This is a genomic window from Psychrobacillus sp. FSL K6-2836, from assembly GCF_038003085.1.
GTDB lineage: Bacteria > Bacillota > Bacilli > Bacillales_A > Planococcaceae > Psychrobacillus.
Window position 1 is genome coordinate 1,407,759 of sequence record NZ_JBBOOM010000001.1, and the last position, 23,513, is coordinate 1,431,271.

The 23,513-nt window shown below is 37.8% G+C and carries 26 protein-coding genes; 4 read left to right on the top strand and 22 right to left on the bottom strand.

Features of this window, described 5'->3' with window-relative positions; genetic code table 11:
- Positions 1 to 11: 11 nt before the first annotated feature.
- The 12 genes from MKY37_RS06405 to MKY37_RS06460 all read right to left on the bottom strand — a co-directional run bounded on the left by MKY37_RS06405 (position 12) and on the right by MKY37_RS06460 (position 11,056).
- Positions 12 to 674, bottom strand: a complete 663-nt coding sequence (locus tag MKY37_RS06405) for a hypothetical protein (RefSeq protein WP_340775042.1) — start codon at positions 672 to 674, stop codon at positions 12 to 14.
- Positions 675 to 923: 249 nt separating this feature from the next.
- Entirely contained in the window at positions 924 to 1,286 is a 363-nt protein-coding gene (locus MKY37_RS06410) for a hypothetical protein (protein ID WP_340775043.1), read from the bottom strand.
- Between the two features lie 103 nt (positions 1,287 to 1,389).
- Complete coding sequence (locus MKY37_RS06415; protein ID WP_340775045.1) at positions 1,390 to 1,782, bottom strand: hypothetical protein; 393 nt, start codon at positions 1,780 to 1,782, stop codon at positions 1,390 to 1,392.
- Between the two features lie 100 nt (positions 1,783 to 1,882).
- Positions 1,883 to 2,797 (bottom strand): DMT family transporter, encoded by a 915-nt coding sequence (locus tag MKY37_RS06420; protein ID WP_340775047.1) that lies wholly within the window; start codon positions 2,795 to 2,797, stop codon positions 1,883 to 1,885.
- Between the two features lie 15 nt (positions 2,798 to 2,812).
- Entirely contained in the window at positions 2,813 to 4,261 is a 1,449-nt protein-coding gene (gene panF / locus MKY37_RS06425; RefSeq protein ID WP_340775050.1) for a sodium/pantothenate symporter, read from the bottom strand.
- Positions 4,258 to 4,518 carry a YhdT family protein gene (locus tag MKY37_RS06430; protein WP_340775051.1) on the bottom strand — a complete coding sequence of 87 codons (261 nt, stop codon included), beginning with the start codon at positions 4,516 to 4,518 and terminating at the stop codon, positions 4,258 to 4,260. Before MKY37_RS06430 ends, panF begins: the two co-directional genes overlap by 4 nt.
- A gap of 556 nt (positions 4,519 to 5,074) precedes the next feature.
- Positions 5,075 to 6,334: an efflux RND transporter periplasmic adaptor subunit gene (locus MKY37_RS06435; RefSeq protein ID WP_340775053.1), complete on the bottom strand. Its 1,260-nt coding sequence runs from the start codon at positions 6,332 to 6,334 to the stop codon at positions 5,075 to 5,077.
- Entirely contained in the window at positions 6,327 to 7,010 is a 684-nt protein-coding gene (locus MKY37_RS06440; protein WP_340775055.1) for a hypothetical protein, read from the bottom strand. Before MKY37_RS06440 ends, MKY37_RS06435 begins: the two co-directional genes overlap by 8 nt.
- A gap of 16 nt (positions 7,011 to 7,026) precedes the next feature.
- Entirely contained in the window at positions 7,027 to 8,406 is a 1,380-nt protein-coding gene (locus tag MKY37_RS06445; RefSeq protein ID WP_340775057.1) for a S41 family peptidase, read from the bottom strand.
- A gap of 128 nt (positions 8,407 to 8,534) precedes the next feature.
- On the bottom strand, positions 8,535 to 9,347 hold the full coding sequence (locus MKY37_RS06450; RefSeq protein WP_340775060.1) for a flagellin N-terminal helical domain-containing protein: 813 nt from the start codon (positions 9,345 to 9,347) through the stop codon (positions 8,535 to 8,537).
- A 532-nt stretch (positions 9,348 to 9,879) separates the two neighbouring features.
- On the bottom strand, positions 9,880 to 10,317 hold the full coding sequence (locus tag MKY37_RS06455) for a transcriptional regulator (protein WP_340775062.1): 438 nt from the start codon (positions 10,315 to 10,317) through the stop codon (positions 9,880 to 9,882).
- Between the two features lie 364 nt (positions 10,318 to 10,681).
- Complete coding sequence (locus MKY37_RS06460; protein WP_340775065.1) at positions 10,682 to 11,056, bottom strand: hypothetical protein; 375 nt, start codon at positions 11,054 to 11,056, stop codon at positions 10,682 to 10,684.
- A 166-nt stretch (positions 11,057 to 11,222) separates the two neighbouring features.
- Between MKY37_RS06460 and MKY37_RS06465 the strand changes: the two genes are divergently transcribed.
- From MKY37_RS06465 to MKY37_RS06475, 3 genes are all read left to right on the top strand, one after another.
- On the top strand, positions 11,223 to 11,621 hold the full coding sequence (locus MKY37_RS06465) for a helix-turn-helix domain-containing protein (protein ID WP_340775067.1): 399 nt from the start codon (positions 11,223 to 11,225) through the stop codon (positions 11,619 to 11,621).
- Positions 11,622 to 11,763: 142 nt separating this feature from the next.
- Positions 11,764 to 13,344, top strand: coding sequence for a hypothetical protein (locus MKY37_RS06470; RefSeq protein ID WP_340775069.1), 1,581 nt, complete (start codon positions 11,764 to 11,766; stop codon positions 13,342 to 13,344).
- The gene (locus MKY37_RS06475) at positions 13,341 to 16,052 is read left to right on the top strand and encodes a DEAD/DEAH box helicase (RefSeq protein ID WP_340775071.1); all 2,712 of its coding nucleotides are present in this window, start codon (positions 13,341 to 13,343) and stop codon (positions 16,050 to 16,052) included. Before MKY37_RS06470 ends, MKY37_RS06475 begins: the two co-directional genes overlap by 4 nt.
- A gap of 91 nt (positions 16,053 to 16,143) precedes the next feature.
- On the opposite strand, the gene MKY37_RS06480 is transcribed toward MKY37_RS06475, so the two are convergent.
- Positions 16,144 to 16,551 carry a single-stranded DNA-binding protein gene (locus MKY37_RS06480; RefSeq protein WP_340775073.1) on the bottom strand — a complete coding sequence of 136 codons (408 nt, stop codon included), beginning with the start codon at positions 16,549 to 16,551 and terminating at the stop codon, positions 16,144 to 16,146.
- Between the two features lie 255 nt (positions 16,552 to 16,806).
- Here MKY37_RS06480 and MKY37_RS06485 point away from each other — a divergent pair, with 255 nt between their 5' ends.
- Positions 16,807 to 17,235, top strand: coding sequence for a YwpF family protein (locus MKY37_RS06485; protein WP_340775076.1), 429 nt, complete (start codon positions 16,807 to 16,809; stop codon positions 17,233 to 17,235).
- A gap of 477 nt (positions 17,236 to 17,712) precedes the next feature.
- On the opposite strand, the gene MKY37_RS06490 is transcribed toward MKY37_RS06485, so the two are convergent.
- The 9 genes from MKY37_RS06490 to MKY37_RS06530 form a co-directional block, all read right to left on the bottom strand.
- On the bottom strand, positions 17,713 to 18,105 hold the full coding sequence (locus MKY37_RS06490) for a hypothetical protein (protein WP_340775077.1): 393 nt from the start codon (positions 18,103 to 18,105) through the stop codon (positions 17,713 to 17,715).
- 89 nt (positions 18,106 to 18,194) lie between these two features.
- Positions 18,195 to 18,584, bottom strand: coding sequence for a hypothetical protein (locus MKY37_RS06495; RefSeq protein ID WP_340775079.1), 390 nt, complete (start codon positions 18,582 to 18,584; stop codon positions 18,195 to 18,197).
- 91 nt (positions 18,585 to 18,675) lie between these two features.
- Positions 18,676 to 19,113, bottom strand: coding sequence for a 3-hydroxyacyl-ACP dehydratase FabZ (gene fabZ / locus MKY37_RS06500; protein ID WP_340775082.1), 438 nt, complete (start codon positions 19,111 to 19,113; stop codon positions 18,676 to 18,678).
- A gap of 19 nt (positions 19,114 to 19,132) precedes the next feature.
- A complete protein-coding gene (locus MKY37_RS06505; protein WP_340775084.1) occupies positions 19,133 to 19,411 on the bottom strand; it encodes a DNA-directed RNA polymerase subunit beta in 279 nt (92 codons plus the stop codon).
- A gap of 24 nt (positions 19,412 to 19,435) precedes the next feature.
- Entirely contained in the window at positions 19,436 to 20,275 is an 840-nt protein-coding gene (locus tag MKY37_RS06510; protein ID WP_340775086.1) for a flagellar hook-basal body protein, read from the bottom strand.
- Between the two features lie 43 nt (positions 20,276 to 20,318).
- Positions 20,319 to 21,158 carry a flagellar hook-basal body protein gene (locus MKY37_RS06515; protein ID WP_340775087.1) on the bottom strand — a complete coding sequence of 280 codons (840 nt, stop codon included), beginning with the start codon at positions 21,156 to 21,158 and terminating at the stop codon, positions 20,319 to 20,321.
- A gap of 74 nt (positions 21,159 to 21,232) precedes the next feature.
- Positions 21,233 to 22,225 (bottom strand): rod shape-determining protein, encoded by a 993-nt coding sequence (locus MKY37_RS06520; RefSeq protein WP_340779853.1) that lies wholly within the window; start codon positions 22,223 to 22,225, stop codon positions 21,233 to 21,235.
- A gap of 261 nt (positions 22,226 to 22,486) precedes the next feature.
- Positions 22,487 to 22,759, bottom strand: a complete 273-nt coding sequence (locus tag MKY37_RS06525) for a sporulation transcriptional regulator SpoIIID (protein WP_211893058.1) — start codon at positions 22,757 to 22,759, stop codon at positions 22,487 to 22,489.
- Between the two features lie 68 nt (positions 22,760 to 22,827).
- A complete protein-coding gene (locus MKY37_RS06530) occupies positions 22,828 to 23,511 on the bottom strand; it encodes a M23 family metallopeptidase (protein ID WP_340775093.1) in 684 nt (227 codons plus the stop codon).
- Between the last annotated feature and the right edge of the window lie 2 nt (positions 23,512 to 23,513).

The following is a 23,513-nucleotide window of genomic DNA, read 5'->3' on the forward strand; positions in this document are numbered from 1 at the left end:
TTGAAATGGATTTATTTTTGATCTTTGTTCTTATTGTTTTCGTGTTTTTCAGCTTTGTGTTCTTCCTTCAAAGCTTTCTTTTCTGCTTTATGTTCAGCTTGTAATGCTTTGCGTTCTTCTTTTTGTTCTGTTTGAAGTGCTTTTCTTTCTTCTTTTTCAGCTTGCTTAGTTTCTTTCGCTGGTTGTTCAACGACAGTTTCTTCTTCAACTGGTTTTACTACAGGAGTTTCTGTTGCAGGTTCTTCTGTTTTCGGCTGTTCTGTTACAGGAGGCTGTTTTACAGGTTCTTCTGTTTTAGGCTCTTCTTGTTTAGGTGTTTCAGTAGCTTCTTCTTGTGAAGCTTCAAATTTTGCAATTGCGCGTTCCGCATTACGTTTAATCGCTGCTTTAGCAGTTTCGTTTCCGGCATTTTCATATGCTTTAGAAAGTGCCGCTAAGTTTCCAGCAGTGTATCCTTCTGGAATTTCAATACCCATTCCCACTGTGTCGTCAGTTGTAACAACTGGTGTAGAAGTTTTCGGTGCTTCAACAGTTTCAGTTTCTTTTTGATTGAGTACTTCGTTCAAATCCACCGTATCAAACAGATTTTCGTTTGCCCACGCATAACTTGCTCCAGTAAGCGTCATTGTTGCAACTAATAGAGCTGCTCCGGTTTTCTTAAATTTCATCTGCATTGTCTAATCACCTCGTATGGAATTTGTCCTTTTGTTCGGACACCTAGTTATTCGAAGGACTTGTCCTTTTTATGGGGGTCGGCTGGAAAGAAATTATTTTTACTTGCGGTCGCTGGCTGGATAATTGCTCTCGGGAGGCAGTTACTTGCTCTTTGCCTACGTTTACTTGCGATGCGGTGGCTTTTCTTGCGGAACCGAATATTTATCCAATTTAATACACAAAAAAAAAACGCAGTTTATGCGTTCCTTTTAGTGGAGTACTTTCATGCCTTGAAGGAGCGTTTTGGCGTCTTCGTTTAAGTACTGTTTTATTTCTTCATTTAGGAAGAGTTCTGGGTTGTTGTTCACTACTAGTTTGAGTCCAGTGAGATCAAATTTAGTAGCGTACGTATTTATGGAATAGATTACGGTCATTTCGTGGCGACTTAATGGTCTTTCACCTATATCTTTTTTCTGTTTGATGAGATCAAACATTGCTCTAGTATTACCTTGTAAAAGCTGTCTATTTTTTGTTAATATATCTATATTTTCTTCGATATACTTTCTAGCTGACACTAAGTCTAAACTATCCATACTTTTATTAAGTTGTTTTAATAATTCTCGAAAGTCCATTCTATTGCCCCTTTTGCAAAGTAGCCTTTTTATAAGTATAGGCTATAGGTTTCCTTGTGTATATGGACACTTTGAACCTAGACTAACGCAATATATGGAGTTTTCAATGTAGGGCCGGGATTGAATCTTGATTCTTTTGAATTACATTCATGCTTTCTAATAGGGTTAAAGCATCATCATTTAAATAAGCTTGAATTTCCTGTCTCATTAGCAATTCAGGGTAATTATTCACTAATAATTTTAAACCACGAATATCGAAGGAGCTCGCATATCTATTTATCGAATAGAGAATTGTCATCTCTCTTCTGTCTAATGGCTCACGACCGGAGTCTTTCTCACTTCTTAAAAAGTCAAATAATGCTCTTGCATTACTACGTAGTAGATGTCTATACTCACCTACTACATCTAGGTTTTGCTCTATATATTTTCTTGCAGATATCAAGTCCAATTTTTCCATGCTATTATTGATCTGTTTTAATAAATCTCTGTAGTCCACATAATCATTCCTTTTGCTCTATAATCACTTATTTTATTATAGATCTAAAGGGACTGTTTTACAAATAACCACCACTTAATTTGACCTACTATCGCCAAGTCTAATGACTCGATTTGATTTGTTTTTGTTTCTTCCATAAATCTTCCGCGGCACCAGAACCTAACATGACACCTGCTACGATTAATATAAGTCCGAGGAAATGATTGAGATGTAACACCTCTCCTAAGAATAGTGCCGATATGATTAATGAAAATAATGGGTTTAAGTTCATAAATATTGCTGCTTTCGTTGCACCAGCTTGACCCACAGCATAATTGTATATAAGGTGACCGATTGCCGTTGATACGACTGCAGAAGCTAAGAAAATTGTCCAGAAGGTCGGTGTTGTTGCTGCAAATTGTTTGATGGCACCTGGTTCTTGAATGAGACTGATTACAAATAGAATTGCCGCACCAATTAGTAGCATATAGACTGTGAGTAATCGTGGATCTAATGTTTTAGAAGCTTTACTTACCACCATAAAGCTTAATACTTGGACAAGTATCGCTAGGAATACATAGAAATCACCTAGATTTGCTCCCATTGTTTCACTGCCTACTAGGATGGATACCGCAACCCCCGCTAGACCAATTACTAGTCCTAACCACTGAAATTTTGAAGGAAAATATTTTAAAATGATCGCCGCTGATATTGCAGTCAACATAGGTCCTGTTCCTAAGATTAATCCTCCGTGGGTTGCACTTGTGATGGATAATCCCATGTTTAGAAAATAGTGATGGGCTACCACATTAGTGAGTGCTCCGAGTAAAATATACTTCCATTCACCCGACGTTGGTCTACGCAGCAGTTTCATTTTCCATAAAATCGGTAGTACGACTAAACCCGCTACGAGTATTCTGAATGCAGTAAGTGTTACGGGTGGTACTGCTTCTACCATATATTTGAGTAGTGATACGTTAGCTCCCCAAGCGAACATGACAAATACGAGCATTGCATATATTTTCCATTTATTCATTCGAGGATCTCCTTGTTAAAATATATATTTTGTTCTATTGATCAATAAACTGAATGACACATAGGCGATTAACGATAAGATAACCGGAATTACCACTGTGTGAATGTCAAATAGATTACCGTATGCTTCATTGTAAAAATGGAGTGCGATATAGGAAACGATTCCTGTTACCATCGATGCGATTGCTCCGTGCTTGTTTCCATACGACCAGTACAAGCCTAGCACAATCGGCCATATAAAGGCTGCCTCAAGTCCACCAAAAGCAAATAAATTCAAAAAGATTAATAATTCAGGTGGATTTAATGCTAATAAAAAGACGATGGTGCCTAAAAGTGTTGTTATCGCAAAGCTTAAGGTTTTTACTTTCTTCTCTGTTGCATTTGGATTGATATAATTAATATAAACATCTTTTACAATTGAAGAACTCACTAGAATGAGCAGGGAATCTACTGTAGACATAATTGCAGCAAGTGGTGCAGCAAGTACTATCCCAGCAAGCCATGCAGGTAATACTTTCAGCGCAACAAGTGGGATCACTGTGTCTGCCACCTCAATCCCCGGCATAAGCGGGCGAGCAAAAATACCGATGAGATGCATATTCAGCATGATAAAACCAGTAACAAGCGTTCCAATTACTAGCGCTCGGTGCATCGAGCGTGTATTTTTATAAGACATTGCTCTCACTGCCATTTGTGGAAGTCCAACAACGCCTACTCCTACAAGTATCCAAAAGGATGATACATAGGCTGCAGATAAATTCCCTTCATTACCGTATGGAGTCACCAAGTTTGGATTTTCGTTCAAAAGGTCCTGCATAATACTCGGTACTCCTCCGCCAGCGATAATGACTGCGATTAGCAGCACGAGCGTCCCAATAACCATAACCCCGCCTTGCACTGCATCTGTCACCGCCACTGCTCGGAAACCGCCGATGACTACGTAAACGAGTACTGACACAGCGAAAATAAATAATGCTGTCGTATACTTCATGCCAGTTAGTGACTCGATTAAACGACCGCCACCCACCCACTGAGCTGTCATTGCGGAAAACAAAAAGATAATGATACTAGCAGCCGCAAGTAATACTACTGCTTTACTATTGTTATAGCGCACTTTTAGAAAATCTATTAATGTGATCGCGTTATATTTTCGAGCTAATATAGCAAACTTTTTCCCTAGAATAAGCAGAACAAAATAACTCGTCACTACTTGAGTCATCGCAAGTAGTACCCAGCCAAAGCCCATTGTGTATGCAGTTCCTGGCCCCCCTAGGAAACTCGAGGCACTACCATACGTTGCAACCATCGTCATGGCCAACACAAATCCTCCAAGCTCACGCCCCCCTAAAAAGTACTCCTGTAAAAAACCACCTGTCGATGATCCTAATTTTTTACTAGACCAAAAACCAATGAAAAAAATAATACCAAGAAAAATGACCATCGGGATGATTACTTGTATATTCATCGTTCATCCCCCTCTTCCTCTAAAGAAACATCCTTCAACACGAATTTCACAAGAAATATAACCGTAATTGCCACAAGTATAAAACCGACAATACAGCTATAAAAAAACCAATCTGGAAATCCGAGAATATACGAATACTCCTCTACCGGCTTTGAGCCAAGCCCATACGCAAACCCAAACCACCATATAAAATGCACAATTGCGAGCACAACGCCAATCAGCGCCTCCCTATGTGCAATCTTAAATCTAGGATCCATTTCATCCACTCCTGCCGTTCATAATGTTTCACTTTAGTATAACGAAGATAAATTCAGTTGTTAAGAGCTGGGGTTTGAAAAGGTGGGGTTTGTTGGTTGGAGGGGTTGTGTCTGTCGTAATTTTGGGTTCGCTTTCGTATGGAATGGCAATCTCGTGTAGATTGGTTTCTCTCTCGTATAAGCCCATTTTACTCTCGTATGGTTGCTATGCTCCCTCGTATAGGCGCAAATCGCTCTCGTATAGAACGGCAAGCTCGTATAGCTTGGTTTTTTTCTCGTATAAACCCACTTTACTCTCGTATAGTTGCTATGCTCTCTTGTATAGGCGCAAATCGCTCTCTTATAGAACGGCTATCTCGTATAGATTGGATTCGCTCTCGTATAAACCCATTTTACTCTCGTATAGTTGCTATGCTCTCTCGTATAGGCGCTAACCTCTCTCGTATAGCATGGCAATCCCGTATCGACCGGATTCGCTCTCGTATAGCTGAATCTATCCCCTCCCCCCCCAAAAAAACCGGGAAGCACTGTGCTTTCCGGTTGTTTTCAATGGAATTTATTTGTATGTTAAGTATTTTACGTATTCCTTCCAATTGACAGCTTTGATGCTGTTCCAGGTTGGAAGGTCTAATGGGAATGGTAGGAATGCTTCGGCGTCGTCTGTTTTATGTTCTGAATTGAGGACGACGTTACCATTGTTAAGTCCCTCCGAAAGGATAGCATGTTGTTTCAAATCGAATGGTACGGTAACAGGAGTACGAGCGATTCTACCGTCACTAGTGAGCATGTACACTTCCGCTACTTCTTTGGAGCGGTTTAGTAGCCATTTCGATTTTATTTGCACTGCATTCTCTGCTTGTTTTGTAATGATTACTGAGTTTAGATTTGCTGCAAAAGGCAGGGTTTCTAGTTGTTCCGCTAACTGGATCCTTACTTCGTAAACAGGTTCGTCGATTTTATGTTCAAATTGTTCGAATGCTGTTAGCCATTTGGATGCATTTGCAGGTACTTGTGTTTTGCCCAAGACGCTTCCTTCTACTACTCCTTCACGGTGGGTTGAGTAGTTTTTCACGGTTTGTCCTTCTTCAATATTATGCCAATCGGACTCTTGTACGTAAGTGATAACGGATTTTTCATCTGCATATAGGTGTATGAAATAGTTTCCGTTACGTTCTTCGATAGTAGAAACAGTACCACTTATTGGGCTTAATAAAGAAAGATCACCTGAATCTTGCGCAAGCTGAGCATCGACAATTTGAAGTTTACGATCTATTTCTGCTTGTTTTTGCTTTGCATCAGCTATACCCTGAGCAAAGTTTCCGTCTTGTGAAACATTTACGTCTACTTGAACATTTACATCTACAATCTCATCTGCCGTTCCACCGGTTGCCTGACCATCGCCCGATGAACTAGAATCTGCTTCAGAACGTTCAGATTCTAGTTCCCTGATAATAGTACGAAGCTTCGACTGTTCCAGCGTATAAGCCTGTTTCTCTGTTTCCCATAATGAACGCTGGTCTTCAGCAGAATCTGTCTTCAGTGTAGCAAGGTCAGCACCTTCCTCCACATGATCCCCCTCCGCAACAACGATATCATTAACAGCTTCTACATTAATCGTCACAGACATTTCATTTGCTGGAACTACTATAGATTCTTTTTCTAGTTCCTTTGCATATGTATTTTCATATACACGATCATATTCACTCACGTAAAATGTTCGACTGATTTGACTTTTATCCGAATATATTAGGATCGCATTTGCCCCGATAAAAGTAGAGACCACTATGGAAACCCCTATAGTTAACCATTTATTCATTTGATTTGCCCCCCTCGATCCATGATTCAATTGGGAGTACTTCAAAGCCCGCTGAGGTAAGTGATAAAATTACTTGTATTATTATTAGTAATATAAATAGATTACGAGCGGACAACGTTGTAAAAGCTCGTAAAAAATGAAACTGAAGAGCGATTATTAATGCGGTGATTAAAGATAATTCATTGAAGAAATGATTGAAATATGAATGTTCGAGAAATGTTGCTGCTAGTGGACCAAATGAGAGTACCGAGTAATCAGTTGCGTAGCCTACTATTGCATATAGAAAAAAGTTAAATGCTTTTTCCATTAATAAAAGTGCTACGACAAATAATTGGAGTACCGCTACCTTTGATAATTCCACATTCGTAATTTTATGTAAAATAAACGCAATTATAAAGAAATGAAATCCCATATATAGTAAAGACCATATAATTGTTCCTATTAAAGAGGTGATTCTAGCAATCGTAAAAGTATCTTCATAGCCGTTGACAAATAGCGCCGTTAGTTCTTCTGTATGTAATCCCCAAATATCTCGTAGCGCGTATAATAGGACTCCAAAGATCGCTACGAACCATACTCGACTCTGAAAACCTCGCATCGTTGCATCTTCCTTTAACGATACAATTAGTTCATTTCTATTGAAAAGGTATTTCCAAAACCGAAATTCAAAAAACATTCAAGTGTTCCCCCTCTTATGGTTGAACAGTTACTTCCACATAAGCACCAGTTTTCATCATGATCCCTGCATTCGTTTGGAAAGTCGGATGGATGAGTAGTAGATAAGCTGCTCCTTTTTTTAGTGGTGCTGTTGGTGTGACAACGAACTGTTTCGATGATTTTGGTTCAATTGTTACCGGAACGATATCTGTAGTTCCTAGTTTTACTAATTCCACTTTTTGTTTTGAACTTTTTACTATATTGTTGGAAAAAGTAATGGTAAATTGTTTCGTTGTCGGTACATTATGTAGTGTGGACATTTTTTTATAGTTTTTATTTGTTTCCACTAATGCATCTTTATGCGCTTGTATTAGCTCGTAACCCATTACTGTTTCATAGTGCGGCTTCACGCCAGTTTTGTGAATAGGAGTGCCTTTTGGTCCGGTAAAGTTTGCAATCGTCAGCTTTAAAATGGATCCGTCAGAAAGACTAAAAAAAGATTGCATCGATCCTTTTCCGTAAGTCGTTTGCCCGTAGAGGGTTGCAGAGTTTTGGTCTAGTAGCGCTGCTGCTGTCATTTCAGACGCACTCGCACTATACCCATTGACTAGTACTCTTGTATTCTCAGGAAATAACGAGGTTTGCTTTGTCGATTTAGTTAACATAGACTCACTAGTTGTAATAATTTTAAATGCATTGGGACTGTTGGGAAATAAACCAATAAGTTCTTCTGCTGTATGTACATATCCGCCGCCATTATTACGTAAGTCTAGTATAAACGAAGTTGCACCTTGCTTTTGAAGTTCGACTTTTGCTTTTTGTACAAGGACTGCTCCATCATCTGAAAACGAATTCATCCTTATATACCCTATATTGCCTGCCAAGAGTTCTTTCGTTACGACAGGAATCGTAAATTTCATACGGGTTATGTTATACATTTGTTTCGTATGGTTACTTTTCAAAACCAGAAGCTTGACTGTGGTTCCTTCTTTACCCGTGATGATGGAAGAAGCTTGTTGAACTGCCATACCAATTGTAGATATACCATCGACTGAAAGAATAATATCACCAGGAGAAATTCCAGCTTGCCCTGCTGCTGCTCCTTCAAATGTGCTGACAATTTGTATACCACTTTCATGTTCCTCAATCGTCACACCAATTCCAGTCGTCGTATTATTGATGGTGTTCGTATATGCCTCATATTCTTCACTCGTAAAATAAGCAGAGTAGGGATCCAACTGCTCCATTATCTCATCAATAGAATTTATTTCTTCTATATTAGAGGGTAGTTCTCCTTTATAGTGCACACTAACTAAACTCTTCACTTCATCTAGTGGTGCTGCCAATGTGGAAATCGGAGCTAAGATTAATCCGGTAATCATAATGATTGCTGCTAAGAGAGTAGACCTCTTCATCCCATTTCCCCCTTTTAAATATCTATAAACCTATCTTAACTGAAATTTACAAGAACTGCATAAATTTCTATATTATAAAAGAAAAGTATTATTGGGTTGAACAGTAAAACAACTGTTGTCCCCTCTGATTATTTGAGAAGTTGCAGTACTCCCTGTGCTTGTTGCATATGCAAGCTTAGAACATATTGACCCGCTTGCATTAATAGACTAGCTTTAGTGAGGGCCATCATTTCCTTTGCAATATCTACATCTCTAATTCTAGATTCCGCTGCGGTTAGATTTTCTTCCATATTAACTGCATTATTATACGCATGTTCCATTCGATTTGTATAAGCTCCCATTTTTGAGCGTTCACTGGATACTTTTTGAAGTGCTTTATCGAGTTCCCCAATCGCATTATCTGCACCATCTCTCGTAGAAATGGATAAATCCTGTATACCAATACTAGCGGCACCCATATTGCCAAAGGACAGTTCGATATATTGCCCGGCATTTGCACCAACTTGAATCTTAAGAGAGCTCTGAGACCCATCTAATAACGGCTTTGTATTAAACTCAGTATCTTTTGAAATTCTAGACACTTCTTTTTTTAGTTCTTCAAATTCTATTGCTAATTGATCACGATCCCTGTCAGTTAACGTATCATTTGCTGATTGAACACTTAGTTCTCTCATCCTTTGTAAAATAGAATGTGTTTCATTTAGAGCACCTTCCGCAGTTTGGACAAGGGAAATCCCATCCTGAATATTCCTCGAAGCTTGTCCTAGTCCCCGAATTTGTGCACGCATTTTTTCAGAGATAGCTAGACCTGCAGGATCATCACCTGCGCGGTTGATACGATACCCGGAAGAAATGCGTTCCATCGACTTATTTACCATTGCCCATTGAGAGTTCATGTTCCGCACAATAGATAATCCCGTAGAGCTCCATTTTCCAAGCATCATCTCAGCTCCTTTTTGAACCGTTTATCCCGCATTAACGGTCAGTATGACTCCCATTTCAAGGTTGGTCCAAAGCAACGAAGTGTACGTGGGAGATCAACTGACCGTAAAAGCCCGAATGGTTCAACTAACAACCAGTGGGGATAAACTTTTACTTTATCCTTATATCGTCGTTATTTTAATATCTTTCAATCTTTGAGATTTCTTAAAATTAATACGCTTGAAAACGATTAATTCCTTTCAGTTTAGGAGAGTATAAATGTAACTTTTAAAATAGTTTTAAGACAAACTTAATAATCGAGTTATTTCCCGGGAAATTGACAGGAAAGGAGTTTTTGTAAATGAAAATCGACAAGTTTGGATTTAATTGGGGGGACATTTTGTTTGGAGTACTCGGATCAAGTGGTTTTGTTTTGTTTCTTTACTTTTTTACATCCTATTAAATTGGAAAGCATATAAAAACACCTATCGAAATGCTCCTATTCGTTAGGTGTTTTCTATTTGATAAATTTAAACAATGTAACGTCCTCCGTTAATTTTTTTTATACTGTTGTAGTTTGTTGAATAATGACTCATCTCTTGTCGTCAAAGCAAAGTCAAACATGCGCTCTAAGTTTAGTTGTTCTAGTAATTCGATGACTTCTTCAGTTCCTTCTATCGGTACTTCCTGTGTATCTTGGTTTGCTTCTTCTAAAATTGTTTGTAAATGTGTATGAATATCTGACACAAGCAATAATTGATAGAGTGGCAATCTAATAAATCTATTCCCTTTTTGAAAAACAAATACTTCCGACAAATTTTCCACCTGTAATGTCTGCGCATTTAAAATGATTTCTTTGCCCTCTACTGGTATAAAATGAAACAGCTCATCATCTTTCCTTATGGAAAAATACTGATAGGCAAACACCATCTTTATACTATTCCCTTCATACTTTGTATAAAATGGTTTCATTAACTGTACTAGTATCATATTCTCCTCTCCTTTAATAGAATTTTCTGATTACTATTAGTTTATCACATTTTCTCATTTTCGTGTAGTTAATGCCATTAAATATTCTTACTAGATGGGAAATATTTAACGTTAACGCTTTGTTCCTTGGGATCATTTACACGCTCATAACTACTGGATAGTTGCGCTCTTTCTTTATTTATTTGCATTCGTGAAGGATTTACTTGCTATGGTATTCTAAATACTTCCGGTGGAGCACCATTTACTCGTATTTTCCTCTATGTTTTATACGGGATTAATGCTGTGGGTAATTGTTTTCGATAAAGTAACTATCGAATAAATAAAAAAAAGCGAATGCACTCCGTATCCGCTTTTAAATATGATTTTATTTTACTAGAGATCTCGGTCTATTCTTTCCTTTTGCTATGGTGAAAAAACCAAATGAGTGCGGGTTGTATTCAACGATAAACGTTTGAAATACTTTTTCCAGTACTTTTGTTTGGTTATACTCCCCTTTATGTTCTAAAAAAAATGATAATAGGTTAGCGTTACAATCGAGTTGTAAATCATAAACAGTGAAATCCTCTGCAACAATCTGTTCAATATGAGTCATCTCTTTTCTACGATATCCACTAAAATACTCAATATACTTTTTCTTAACACCAATAACCTTTATATCTTCCTCATTCCTACTTGAATCATTATCCTGAAACTCAAATAAGGACGGTATGTTAAATTGTACTCTTTCTATAACTATCACTTCCTTTTACATTATATTAATTCCTATATTTCTCATTAATGTTAGTGGATGTATATTCCTTATACTATAAATGCTTGTGTTTTTTATGGATATCTCCAATTTAGCGATTTTTATTCATTGCTCTTTTAATTTCGCTATCCTTGCATTGTATATGGGAGGGATGAATATGACATTTGGGGAGCATTTGCGTGCTTATCGTGAAAAACTAGACATCACACAAATGGAAGCTGCTAAAATTTTAGGTATTGATCATTCCGCATTATCAAAATATGAAAAAGGCGATCTTGGTATTTCCCTCGAGTTATTAGCAAAAATAAAAGAAAAATACAAAATTCCAGATGATCAATTTTTATATATGTTCCAGGATAAGCGCTATAAAAGCGAAGATCCGATCCTAGAGGCTAGGGAAAGTAAAGCAAGATACATAGAAACCTTTCAGGATGAGTTTGTCAACGAAGTCATTCACTTGAAAGAATATCGTGATTTCACCATGGATATTGTTAATTTTGCCGAAAGTGACAAAGAACGAAGAAAATACATTTTAAGTCGATTAAAAAAAGATTAAAGCTTTTACTTACATCACAATAAGTAAAGGCTTTTTCTGTTGTTACGTCGCCTTTTAGTCAAATTGTTTTAGGTTCGACTTTTAATCAGCAGGTTTTAAACGTATAATGGAAGGAAAGCCTTTTTTCTTAGGAGAGATCCGTTTGAACCTTACTTCTTATCAAAAACTTGCATCTCATTATAATAAACAGATTCACCAGTCTATGGATACGATTGCTAAAAAGCTACATCCTGCTATGTTAGAGGATGAGGAGCTTGTCCGTCGTGCCGCTTTTTTTGTGCGTAACGGTGCTGTTTCTATAACGAATTATTACCCTCAGGAGCATCGGGTTGATTTTACAATACGCGATGTGACGAATATTGAAGTGAACTATCATATTACCAAAGATAATTTTCACTGCCCTTGTCCTATACATAAGCCGTGTAGACATATTGTGGCAGCTGTTTTTTATTTGTATCAACAAAATGATTCCTTGTCTACTTGGATTTCTGAATGGCGTTCACAGGCAGACCAGGTCCAACTGACTTTGCTAAAAGATGAACGTAGTCCTAGAAGTTGGGATATTATTGTCGAAAACTTTTTCCGTAAATTTATCGCCAATTATCCACCTACAAGTTTTTATTTACTTGAATTTGCTATTCATGATTTGAAATCTCAAATTCGAAAGTCCCGTCCATTTGAACGCGAGTGGCAGCCTATTTTTGATGTGTATGTGGAACTTTCTATACTCATAAAGTCATGGCCATATATCGAACCTCTTGCCCAGTCGAATATGCAAAATCGAGTTCTACATTTTTTAAACGAATACTTGGATGAGCTGAATGATCATTTAAACCAACTATCATCGAAGCCGCGTATGTTCGCAGCCGATCCCTTTTACGATGAAATAATGGTGCGAGTTCAGCATTTTTACTTTGATATGGAAAACCTTGTACACTATCGAAAGCAAGTATATCTGTCCTTTTGGGATGCGCTCGTAACAGACAAAAATAAAAGAATGAAAGAAGTAAAATATTTAGAGGCATTAGACACAGTAGAAGATGATGTGCCTTTAAATATGGTGCTACCATACTTTTACTTAACCTTGTCCATGACCGATGAACTATTGTTAGCTGCGGAAAAAATGGAAGGAAACCAGTTACTTGAGTGGGTAGAAGTATGTGAAAAGGCGCTTCAAACTGGCAAAAAAGAATTAGGTACCAACTTAGCTCGAAAGCTGCTGCCTCATGTTTCTTATTACTTAAACGAGGTAATACTAAATCCATCACGTGTTATACTCATCCGTAGATTAGAGCTTTTATTTGAAACAGTGCAGTTGCAGCCTGCAGAGTTAGAAAAAGTATACCAATCTTTTGGACTGTATGGATTACAGTCTTATTCGAACTTACTCATTAAGGAGAAGCGTTACTATGATTGGATGGCACTCCATCAATCGGCAAATTCCTCATTAGAGTATGCGGAAGCATGTGGACTTTCAGTTATAAAAGAAGAGGCTCCAGATGTTTTACTTCCACTTTATCATCACTATGCAATGCGTTTCATTCAAGAGAAAAATCGCTATAGCTACAAACAAGCCGTTAGAATTTGGAAAAAAATGAAACAAGTTGCGAAAAAATCGAATGATACTGACTACTGGAATGCATACGTGGAAAATGTTCGCGAAAAGTATCGCCGACTTCGCGCACTGCAACAAGAAATAGAGAAAGGAAACCTACCATTATGACTCAGCCTTTATCTATTACGAAAGAATTTTCTTTAAACATTCACCCTTTGGAAAACGGGCAGTTTCGCTTAGTTTCGATAAATATACCTGCCGAAAAGTGGGTACCATCCTTATATTTAAATCATCGAGAAAGCTTTTTCGGTCTCAATGCTCAAATAGAAGATAATGCACTTATCGCCTCTCCCGTTGAGTTAGTTGAACTTTTCTCTAGAAAAATGAATCCATTTACATTGTTTGACGGTGTCAATGAAGATTCTAATAAATGGTTAGAAACATTCAAAGATACAGCAAAAGTTTGGGCAACGCCTGACTTATGGGACTTTATAAACGTTGAAGGAAATGAACTTAAAATTACTGCACCAATTGATGATAGTGGGCAAGCACTTCTTGGGAATGCTGTTAAACAAAAGCTTTTCCAAGCCGGGCTATCGATGGAGGATATAGAGCCACTCATACCATTTTTCAAACGAGGTGGCTGGCCGATCAAGTCTCAGGCTACTCATCCAAGTTTATTAGTTGCACTTAGATTGTCAGAACCAGAAGCAATGGAAGACACATGGTTGCTCGAGACAGTGGTTCGTGGGAAAAAAAGCAGTGTTTACTGGACACCTGCATACCGAAAGAAATCATTACCCATAGGTAAAGCACTTCCTGATAAATGGGTTGAATTTAGTGATTTTATAGAAGAAACACAGTCAAAAATATTTTCTCTTATTTCTTCCATCGATCAAACAAATCCAGAAACATTCTATTCTTCCACATTAACTGATGAAGAAGTACGGATGTTTCTTCGTGATGATTTAGTGAAACTACAGGCACTTGGATTTGAGATTGTTCTTCCTGCTTGGCTGAAGGCGGTAAAAGACACAAAAATGCGTATTAAAACTGTCGCTAAGACGGCCAATTCATATAAAACTACTGCAGGTTTAAATGAAATACTGCAATTTAATTGGAGTTTTTCTTTGAACGGTCAAGAGATTTCAGCCGATGTGTTTCAACAGATGGTAAATGAAAATCGTTCGTTTATACAGGCTGGCAATGAATGGTTCCGTATCGATTCCGCTTGGATGCATGAAGTTCGAGAGCTTATAAGAAAATCAGAGGATGAGAACTGGACGGTGAAAGAGCTACTGTTCCGCGAAATTCCCGAAGAGCTTGCACTCGCACTTGACGACGAAGAGGAAACTGATGCTGATCCGTTATTTGAATTTGAAATGCAAAAATCCTTGCAAACTCTTATGACACAGCTCTCGGATAAAAAGGGTTTCCCTTCCGTAGAGATTTCTCCTAATCTGTTGACGACTTTACGCCCTTATCAGCAGCAAGGATTAGAATGGCTCGTCTTTATGCGAAATGAAAAATTTGGGGCTTGCCTAGCGGATGATATGGGTCTTGGAAAAACGGTACAGTTGATATCTTATTTACTGCATGTCCATGAAAATACAGAGCAACCGACACCTTCGCTCATTATTTGTCCTACTTCTGTATTAGGAAACTGGCAAAAAGAAATTGCCAAGTTTGCTCCTTCACTTAAAGTACAGACACATTACGGATCTTCCCGAACAAAAGAGATAGATATGACGAGTGATGTTGTTCTCACTACATTTGGAACTGCTATGCAAGATATCGATTCACTTTCTGAAATCGTATGGACCAGTACTACTTTAGATGAGGCACAGAACATTAAAAATATGCATACAAAACAATCACGTGCTATTCGAAAGTTAACTGGTGGTCATCATATTGCGCTGACTGGTACGCCTGTAGAAAATAGATTATCGGAGTTATGGTCTATCTTTGACTTTATCCATAAAGGATATTTAGGCTCTTTCGGTAAGTTCCAAGAAAATTATATAGCACCTATTGAACGAGATAATTCCGATGCAACAAAACATAAATTACGAGTGAAAATTCAACCATTCCTATTAAGAAGAACGAAACAAGATCCAGAGCTTCAGCTTAACTTACCAGAAAAGTTGGAGCAACGAGAGTATTGTGCCCTTACTACAGAGCAGGCGGCTTTGTATGAATCACTTATACAAGAAACCGTAAGCAAGCTCGACACACTAACTGGGTTCGAGAAAAAGGGCCTCATTCTCAAAATGCTCAGCAAGCTGAAACAACTTTGTAATCACCCCGCACTCTATTTAAAAGAGCCCTTTGATGATGCAGAGGATATGCTTGAGCGTTCCGAGAAGCTAGCTCAAATTGTGACACTTGCCGGAGAAATTGCAGCACGTGGTGAGCAATGTCTAATCTTTACTCAGTATATCGGGATGGGACATTTACTTCAGCATTGTTTAACAGAGCTATATGAAATTGATGCACCATTTTTGACTGGTAGTATGCCTAAAAACCAACGTGATCATTTGGTAGAAGCATTCCAAGCAAAAGAGTTTCCTGTATTCTTATTATCACTTAAGGCTGGCGGAACTGGCTTAAACTTAACTGCGGCAAGTCATGTGCTCCATGCCGATCGATGGTGGAATCCTGCAGTTGAAAACCAAGCAACTGATCGTGCTTACCGGATTGGACAGACAAACTTTGTTCATGTCCATAAATTTATAACAATTGGAACAATTGAAGAAAAAATCGATAAGCTTCTAGTTGAGAAACAGGCGCTATCAGAGGAGTTAATCCATTCTAGTCAGTGGATCACTGAAATGTCGGATAATGACATAAAAGACTTACTCACACTGTCTATTTAATAATATTTTATTAAAACCCTGGCCAAATATTTTTTGGTCAGGGTTTCCCTCTTTTGATAATCATTGAATAGGATTGCGGCCTTATCAATCATTAAACTGGTAGTTGGTTTGGTGGTGTTACTGGAAATTCAAAATCACTCTCAATATTTTTATTTGGCTGTTGCACTGTTTGTGCTGGTTGTTCCTCGTCTCGTTTCTTTGTTGCTAAAAATCGGATGTCCTCCACAACTATTTCTGTAACGAATACTCTCGCTCCCGCTTCCTTCTCATAAGACCTTGTATTAAGTCTACCTGTTATCCCTACAAGTGACCCTTTACCACAATACTTGACGGTCGTTTCAGCGAGCTTTCCCCAAATCGTGCATAGCACAAAGTTCGCTTCATCATTTTTATAGCTTTTATTTACCGCGACTATGAAACTCGTTTGCATCCTCCCTTCTGATAAATGCTTTAATTGTGGAGATTTCGTCATACGTCCGATTATCGAAACAGTGTTCAATCTGTCACCTCCTTTACTAGCATTAGCCCTATCATACTGGCAGTATAAATTGTTGGCAAAAGCTTATAATTCAATTTTCAAGCATTTTTTAAGCACAAAATTTAATTCCTGAAACCGACTTTCTTTAAACTCTTTCTATATCAACTTTCTAATTTTCAATAATGCTATTTTGGTAGTTTGTACTATTATTTTTTCCACCTAAATCACTATGCTATAATGGAAACTAATTAATGCTTTTCCAAAGGGGATTTGTGTATGAAAACATTCAAAATGATTTCAGTCAGTATTATTTCAGACCATGAAGAAGTGCCAATAACAATTGAGGATGGCATTGTTATCAATCAGGAAAATTCAAGCCGTTCTTGGATATTAGAACTATTTACTGATCAAAAATACGAAAATTATTTTAATGAATTAAAAATGTCTAATGAAGTATATGATGTAAAAGTTATTATTTCTTATCCAGAAAACGAACCTGCTCATTTTGAAGTGGTAACCTACTCTGTTAAACAAATTGGCAATCACCTTTCCGTGCTGCTTAGAGGTACATTGAAACGAGTAAGAAGAAAATACGCAGAGTCTTTGCTAGCGCAGCTAATCGAGGAAGGCTTAACTGGCGAAGATTTACTTTCTAAATTTGAAAACGATATGAAAACTAGACCTGCCTTGAAGAAGGATCAATAGTAGGAAACCTAATACTAGCTTTGCTAATGCAATTTTTGTTTATACCGGAATTCTTGGAATCCCTGTGAATTTGCAGCGATTTTTGTTACGTAAAATCACTGAGACCAGCCATTGCTATCGGTTGAGATCAATTTTTCCACTTTGCCAAGTTTATAAATACCGTTTACTTCCATGAAGGATATCGCAAGTTTTTCTTCTTTAATACTAGTTACTTGCGTTAACATGTCGGTTACTTGCGCTCATGGTAAATTTACTTGCTCTATCCTATCCGGTACTTGCGCTACGTCGTTGGTTACTTGCTTTCAAGTGCCATTTATTTGGGAAACGGAATATTTATCCATTAAGAAAGGTGGATATTCTATAGAAATCATCTAGGACGAAAGATTTAGTTACTTGCGCTTGCCATTTGTTTAACTGAAAAAAGATGCTGATCCTAAATTTTTTAGGAATCAGCATCTTTTTTAATTTTTATTCAAATTATTTAGTATTATTGTCTTTATCATTTATCAATTCATCATCATCGTGCTCTGTGCTTGGTTCTTTTATCCATTTATCATCGTTTGGTACATTTCCGTTTCCTGTACCATTATCAGTTCCCATTCCATTTCCTGTACCATTATCGCCATCCATTGTTCCGTTATCGAGTGTTCCGTTATTGTTGGTTCCATCATTGATGGTTCCATCGTTTAATGTTCCATTCCCATTGTTATCCATACCGTTGTTTGTGTTCGGCGATGGAGTATTTATATCATCTCGCACATCCTCCATTGGGGTTTCATTGTTGTCAGGGATAGCATCATCGTTTACATTGTTACACCCAACTAATAAAAAAGAACATAAAGCTACAGCAGGAACGGCTTTTTTCCACATAAAAAAATTCCTCCTTTCTTAGATATCGTCATCACTAATTTGTGACTTACGATAGGTTATCCAAGAAAAAAGGAACTATCCTATGGCATTTATGCCTGTTTTTGCATTTCTTTTAGAAGCGATTCAACGTATAATGCCTCTGCTTTGCAGCCATATTTAAAGTGAGTATCTAATTTTTCTTGCATAATTTCAATGGAAGCAATCAAATCCTCATTAACTGGCTCTGATAAAATTTTCTCAATAGATGCATTTATTTTTAGTGCTATTTCTTCATGGAACTCTGGACTTTCTTTTACCTCTTGAGGTACTTTCTCAAACCAAGTGGCAGACTCAACAATGTATAATTGCCAACTTTTCACGAAGTCTTCGATAGTAAAAAGTTCTTCATCCCAATTGATATTCGTCATATATATTTCAAAAGCCTTTGTTATAGATCTAGTAATACTGCTTTTAATTCCTGATGACAACTCATTATACATGAAGCATAAAACCTCCTACATTATTGCAACGCATAAATATTTCTAAATAATTCAACTTATTTTATATGATATAACTCTATATTGCAAATTATTACTTCTCTACTACAGGTCCAAGGGCAAAAAGTATATCTGCCTCACACACTAATTCTCCATCTACTGTTGCGATTCCGTGACCTTTTCCCATAGTTCCACGTAGTTTTGTCAATTCAACCTCTAGTTTTAATTGGTCACCTGGCTTCACTTGACGTTTAAATCGGCAATTATCAATCCCAGTAAAGAATGCGAGTCTTCCTTTATTCTCTGGAATTTGAAGAACAGCTACTGCCCCTATCTGAGCAAGAGCCTCTACGATTAGTACTCCGGGCATTACTGGATATCCTGGGAAATGACCATTGAAGAACTCTTCGTTAATCGTTACATTTTTTAAGCCTACCGCACGCTTTCCTTCTTCAACTTCTAGAATTTTATCTATCATAAGAAAGGGATAACGATGAGGTAAAATTGCTTGAACTTGCTCTGTTGTTAACATAGAATCATCCTCCAAAAGATTATTTGCCATCTTTAATATCAATCATATGCTGGTATGTATCCCATTTTAATGCGTCCTTTGGTTCACCATCACCTAATACGCCATAACCAACCATTAGACCTGCCATAGCTGCTCCAGCAAAGAATAGAATAACGAGTAGTATACGCAACCAAATAGGAAACATGCGGATCTGAACCCATTTGGTTGCTCCAGTCGTTGCTGCTTGTTCATTGGCTTTTTCTTGTTCTTTTTCTAATCTTCGCTGTTGTCTACCAGAAATTTTACTTTCTTCTGTCATAAACACAACTCCTTACACGAATAATTATCTAATGCCATTAATAAGTCCCAGCATTTGGTCCGCAATTGTAATGGAACGGGCATTGAACTGATAAGAACGTTGCGCTGTCATGAGATCCGTTATCTCTTTAGATGTATCCACATTAGACAACTCTAACATACCATTCGCCATAGCTATTTCCTCGCGGTCTGCACCTTGTAGATCTGTCATAATATCTTCTGCATTTAAACCTAATTCTTGTAGGTTTTCCGGCATCGCAATATATGTTGCAGATAAATGCTCCATCGCATTCGGCTTTTGTAACACAGAAACTGCTAATTCACGTTGCTGAGTAGTACCGTCTGGATATGTTGCTGTTAGAGTTCCTGTTTCATTTACAGTGAAACCCGTAGCACCATCTGGAATAGTAATCGCTTGTCCACCTGCATTAGCTACTGGATAACCATCACCGTTCACAAGCATAAGCTCTCCATTTTCCATTGGCGAAACATAAAAGGCACCTTGACGCGTATAGGCTGTCTGTTGCCCGTCTACCCCATCCGGCATAAGCACATTAAAATATTGCTTCGGCTCTTGGAAAGCGAAATCTAAATCGCGGTCTGTAGATTGGAGACTACCTTGCTTCCAGTTCATTTGCGTCTGCGCAAGAGCTGCACCAACACCATAGCGGATTCCTGTAGGTGAATCTCGTTCTACTCTATCTAATTTATCATTATTGTATTGTTGATATAATAATTCTTGGAATTTTGCATCCTTCGCTTTATAGCCATGAGTACCTGTATTAGAAAGGTTATTCCCAATAATGTCTATTTGGCTTTGTAGTTGCGACATTGTATTTGTCGCTGTAATCATCGTGCGTAGCATTTAAGCCTACCTCTTTTCATGGTTAAAGATTGTAATAGCTTTATCAATTCACACGGCCCACTTCGTTAACAGCTTTGTCCATACTTCTATCGTATGCTTGCAGTACTTTTTGGTTTGCTTCAAATGCACGATACGCAGTTAGCATATCTGTCATTGTTCTGGCAGTGTCTACATTTGAACCTTCAATATACCCTTGTTGCATCGAAAACGTTACATTATCTATATTATAGGCAGATGGAAGGTCAGTACCGTCCACTGTTTGGAATAAACCGTTATCTTGCTTTATAAGCGTATTAGGCTGCGTAGAAAAGGATACACCAATTCGGGTTACTGCAGCATTGTCTACAAGGATCTGTCCACTTGAATCCACTTGGAAATCATCATTCTCTAGCTGAATTGGTTGCCCTTCTGAATCCAGTACATACAGGCCTTGGGGGTTCGTTAAGTATCCTGCTCCATCTAACGTGAAATTCGCATTTCGAGTGTATGCTTCCCCTTCAGTAGGATGCTGCAAACGATAAAATACTGCTCCTGTTTGACCTGTCTCTTCATCCACTGGTAGTGAACCATCAACTAATGCTATGTCTGTGTTTAAATCAGTTTGCACGAGTTGTCCTTGAGTCATTAATGCCATTGTTTCTTGCATGTACACACCCGTACTAATTGCGCCAACTTCGGAAACATATTTTCCACTAATCGGATCCTTTGTAGGAATTTGAGTAGGTCCAAGTCTGGACATAAGCATATCTGGAAACGAGCGAATCGTCGATTGATCTGCTTTGAATCCTGGTGTATTTGCATTGGCCATATTATTTGTTAATAGTTCTGTTCTACGCTGTTGCGCAATCATTCCTGATGCAACTGTATTAAATCCGCGAAACATAAGAAAGCCTCCACTTCAGTCTAATGCAAACTTAGTATACGGGCATATCTTTTAGCTCCGCAGAAAATTCGCATTTATCTTCTTGATATTTTGTCAATATTATCTAACATAATCCCTGTTCCTATTGCGACACAATCCATTGGGTTTTCAGCTATAAATACCGGTACTTTTAACTCCTCCATCAACAAATGGTCCATACCGTGTAAAAGTGCTCCGCCTCCTGTTATGATAACTCCGCGATCAATAATATCTGCAGATAGCTCAGGTGGTGTCTTTTCTAATACATTTTTTGCAGCTTGTACAATACCTGTAACTGATTCTTTCAAGGCTTTTTCTATTTCTTCAGATTTAATTGTTATCGTTCTAGGAAGTCCTGAGACCATATCACGTCCACGAATGTCCATCTCTTCATGACGACTATCTGGAAAAACGGTTCCTATCGAAATTTTAATATTTTCAGCAGTACGTTCCCCTATGAGAAGCTTGTACTCTTTTTTTATATACTGAAGAATGTCATTGTCAAAAACATCTCCCGCAATTTTAATCGATTCACTCGTTACGATATCCCCCATGGAAAGTACTGCAACATCTGTTGTACCTCCACCAATATCAACAACCATGTTACCACTCGGTTGGAAAATATCCATTCCTGCACCGATCGCGGCTACTTTTGGCTCTTCTTCTAAATAGACTTTCTTCCCACCAGACTTCTCAGCTGCTTCGCGTATTGCTTTTTGTTCTACACTAGTAATATTTGTAGGACAGCAGATTAAAATGCGCGGCTTGGATAGGAATCCTTTTACATTTAACTTATTGATAAAATGCTTTAACATAGCTTCTGTCACGTCAAAATCAGCAATCACACCATCTTTAAGTGGTCGAATTGCTGTTATATTCCCTGGAGTTCTCCCGACCATTTGTCTAGCTTCTTCTCCAACTGCAAGTACCTTTTTTGTATTTCTATCTATAGCCACGACAGAGGGTTCGTTTAAAACAATCCCTTTTCCTTTTACATGTATTAATACATTTGCTGTACCTAAATCAATTCCTATATCCTTTGCAAACATTACTGATGTTTCTCCTTCCCAGCTAAAACCATTATGTATATTAATCGATACGTCTCTAACTTTAAATTTTATCATAGTTTTACTAGAAATACACTTTATTTAACAATAAAATATGTGAAAAAATGGCATGGAATTCGGGTCTAAACTACTATTAGATGCGCGACTAAGTATTTATTTTAAGCGGATATAGGTATATGAGACAATTGCAGCGGTAATGAGATTATGCATCGCTAAAATATAAGAAAAAGCCGTGATCACTTACTAATCACGACCTCTTCTATCTTCTTTTTTCGTTTTCCACTTTCTTTTCGTCGCTTCTCCACCTCGTAAATGCCTGACCGATTTATGATACGCTAAAATTTCTTTTACTTCTTTTGCCAGTTGCGGATCTACTAAGTGAAGTCTTTCCGTCAAATCCTTATGCACAGTGCTTTTGGAATGACCGGTTGTGCTCGCGATAGCACGAACAGTTTTTTTAGTCTCAATGACCATTTCACCTAAACGTATGCATCTATGACGAATCGTTTCGTGCACTAACTCTTCCTTTCGTTAGTAAAGGAACACTTTCCATCAATTTATGCATACGTCTTAGCTATTATGAATTAAAATGCTAGTAAGGTCTCTGGATTTACTAAAACATCATCTTGCAGTACTTCAAACTGTAAATGAATACCCGCAGTTGGGTTCCATTCATTTTCAGCAGCTGTAGCAAGCGAGTCTCCTTGTTCTACAACGTCTCCAGCTTTTACTAGAATACCAGTGACAGAGCGATATTTGGTTACCATACCATTAGCATGTGACAAGACGATTTCATCTCCAACAAATGGATCTAGATTGACTTCCTCTACTTTTCCACTCATTGCTGCAACTACTTCAAATGGCTCACTATTCATAGATAGAGATACACCTGTATTCATCACATAACTATGATCGAATACAAGTATTGACTTTTCACGAGTCGCTTCATCTGCTTCCATATCGTAATAGTGCTGTACGATTTTGATGCTATCATGCAGAGCCTCTTTAAAAGGGTATTTCATCGATTCTGCTTGAGCATTTGTTTCAATCGTTACTGAATCTGGATCTTTACTTGCATCTGTCCATTCTGAATCTTTTGCTGAATCATCACTGACATACACATTGTAACCCCAAATCATTCCTACAAAAGCTACCGAAAAACCTGCATAAATTAGTGGCCAAAACCACGGCTTTTTCGGGTTATTATTCTTCTTCTGAGAAGTATTGTTCTTTTGTTCTTCTCTCATTTTCATCACCTCTATTTGCATTG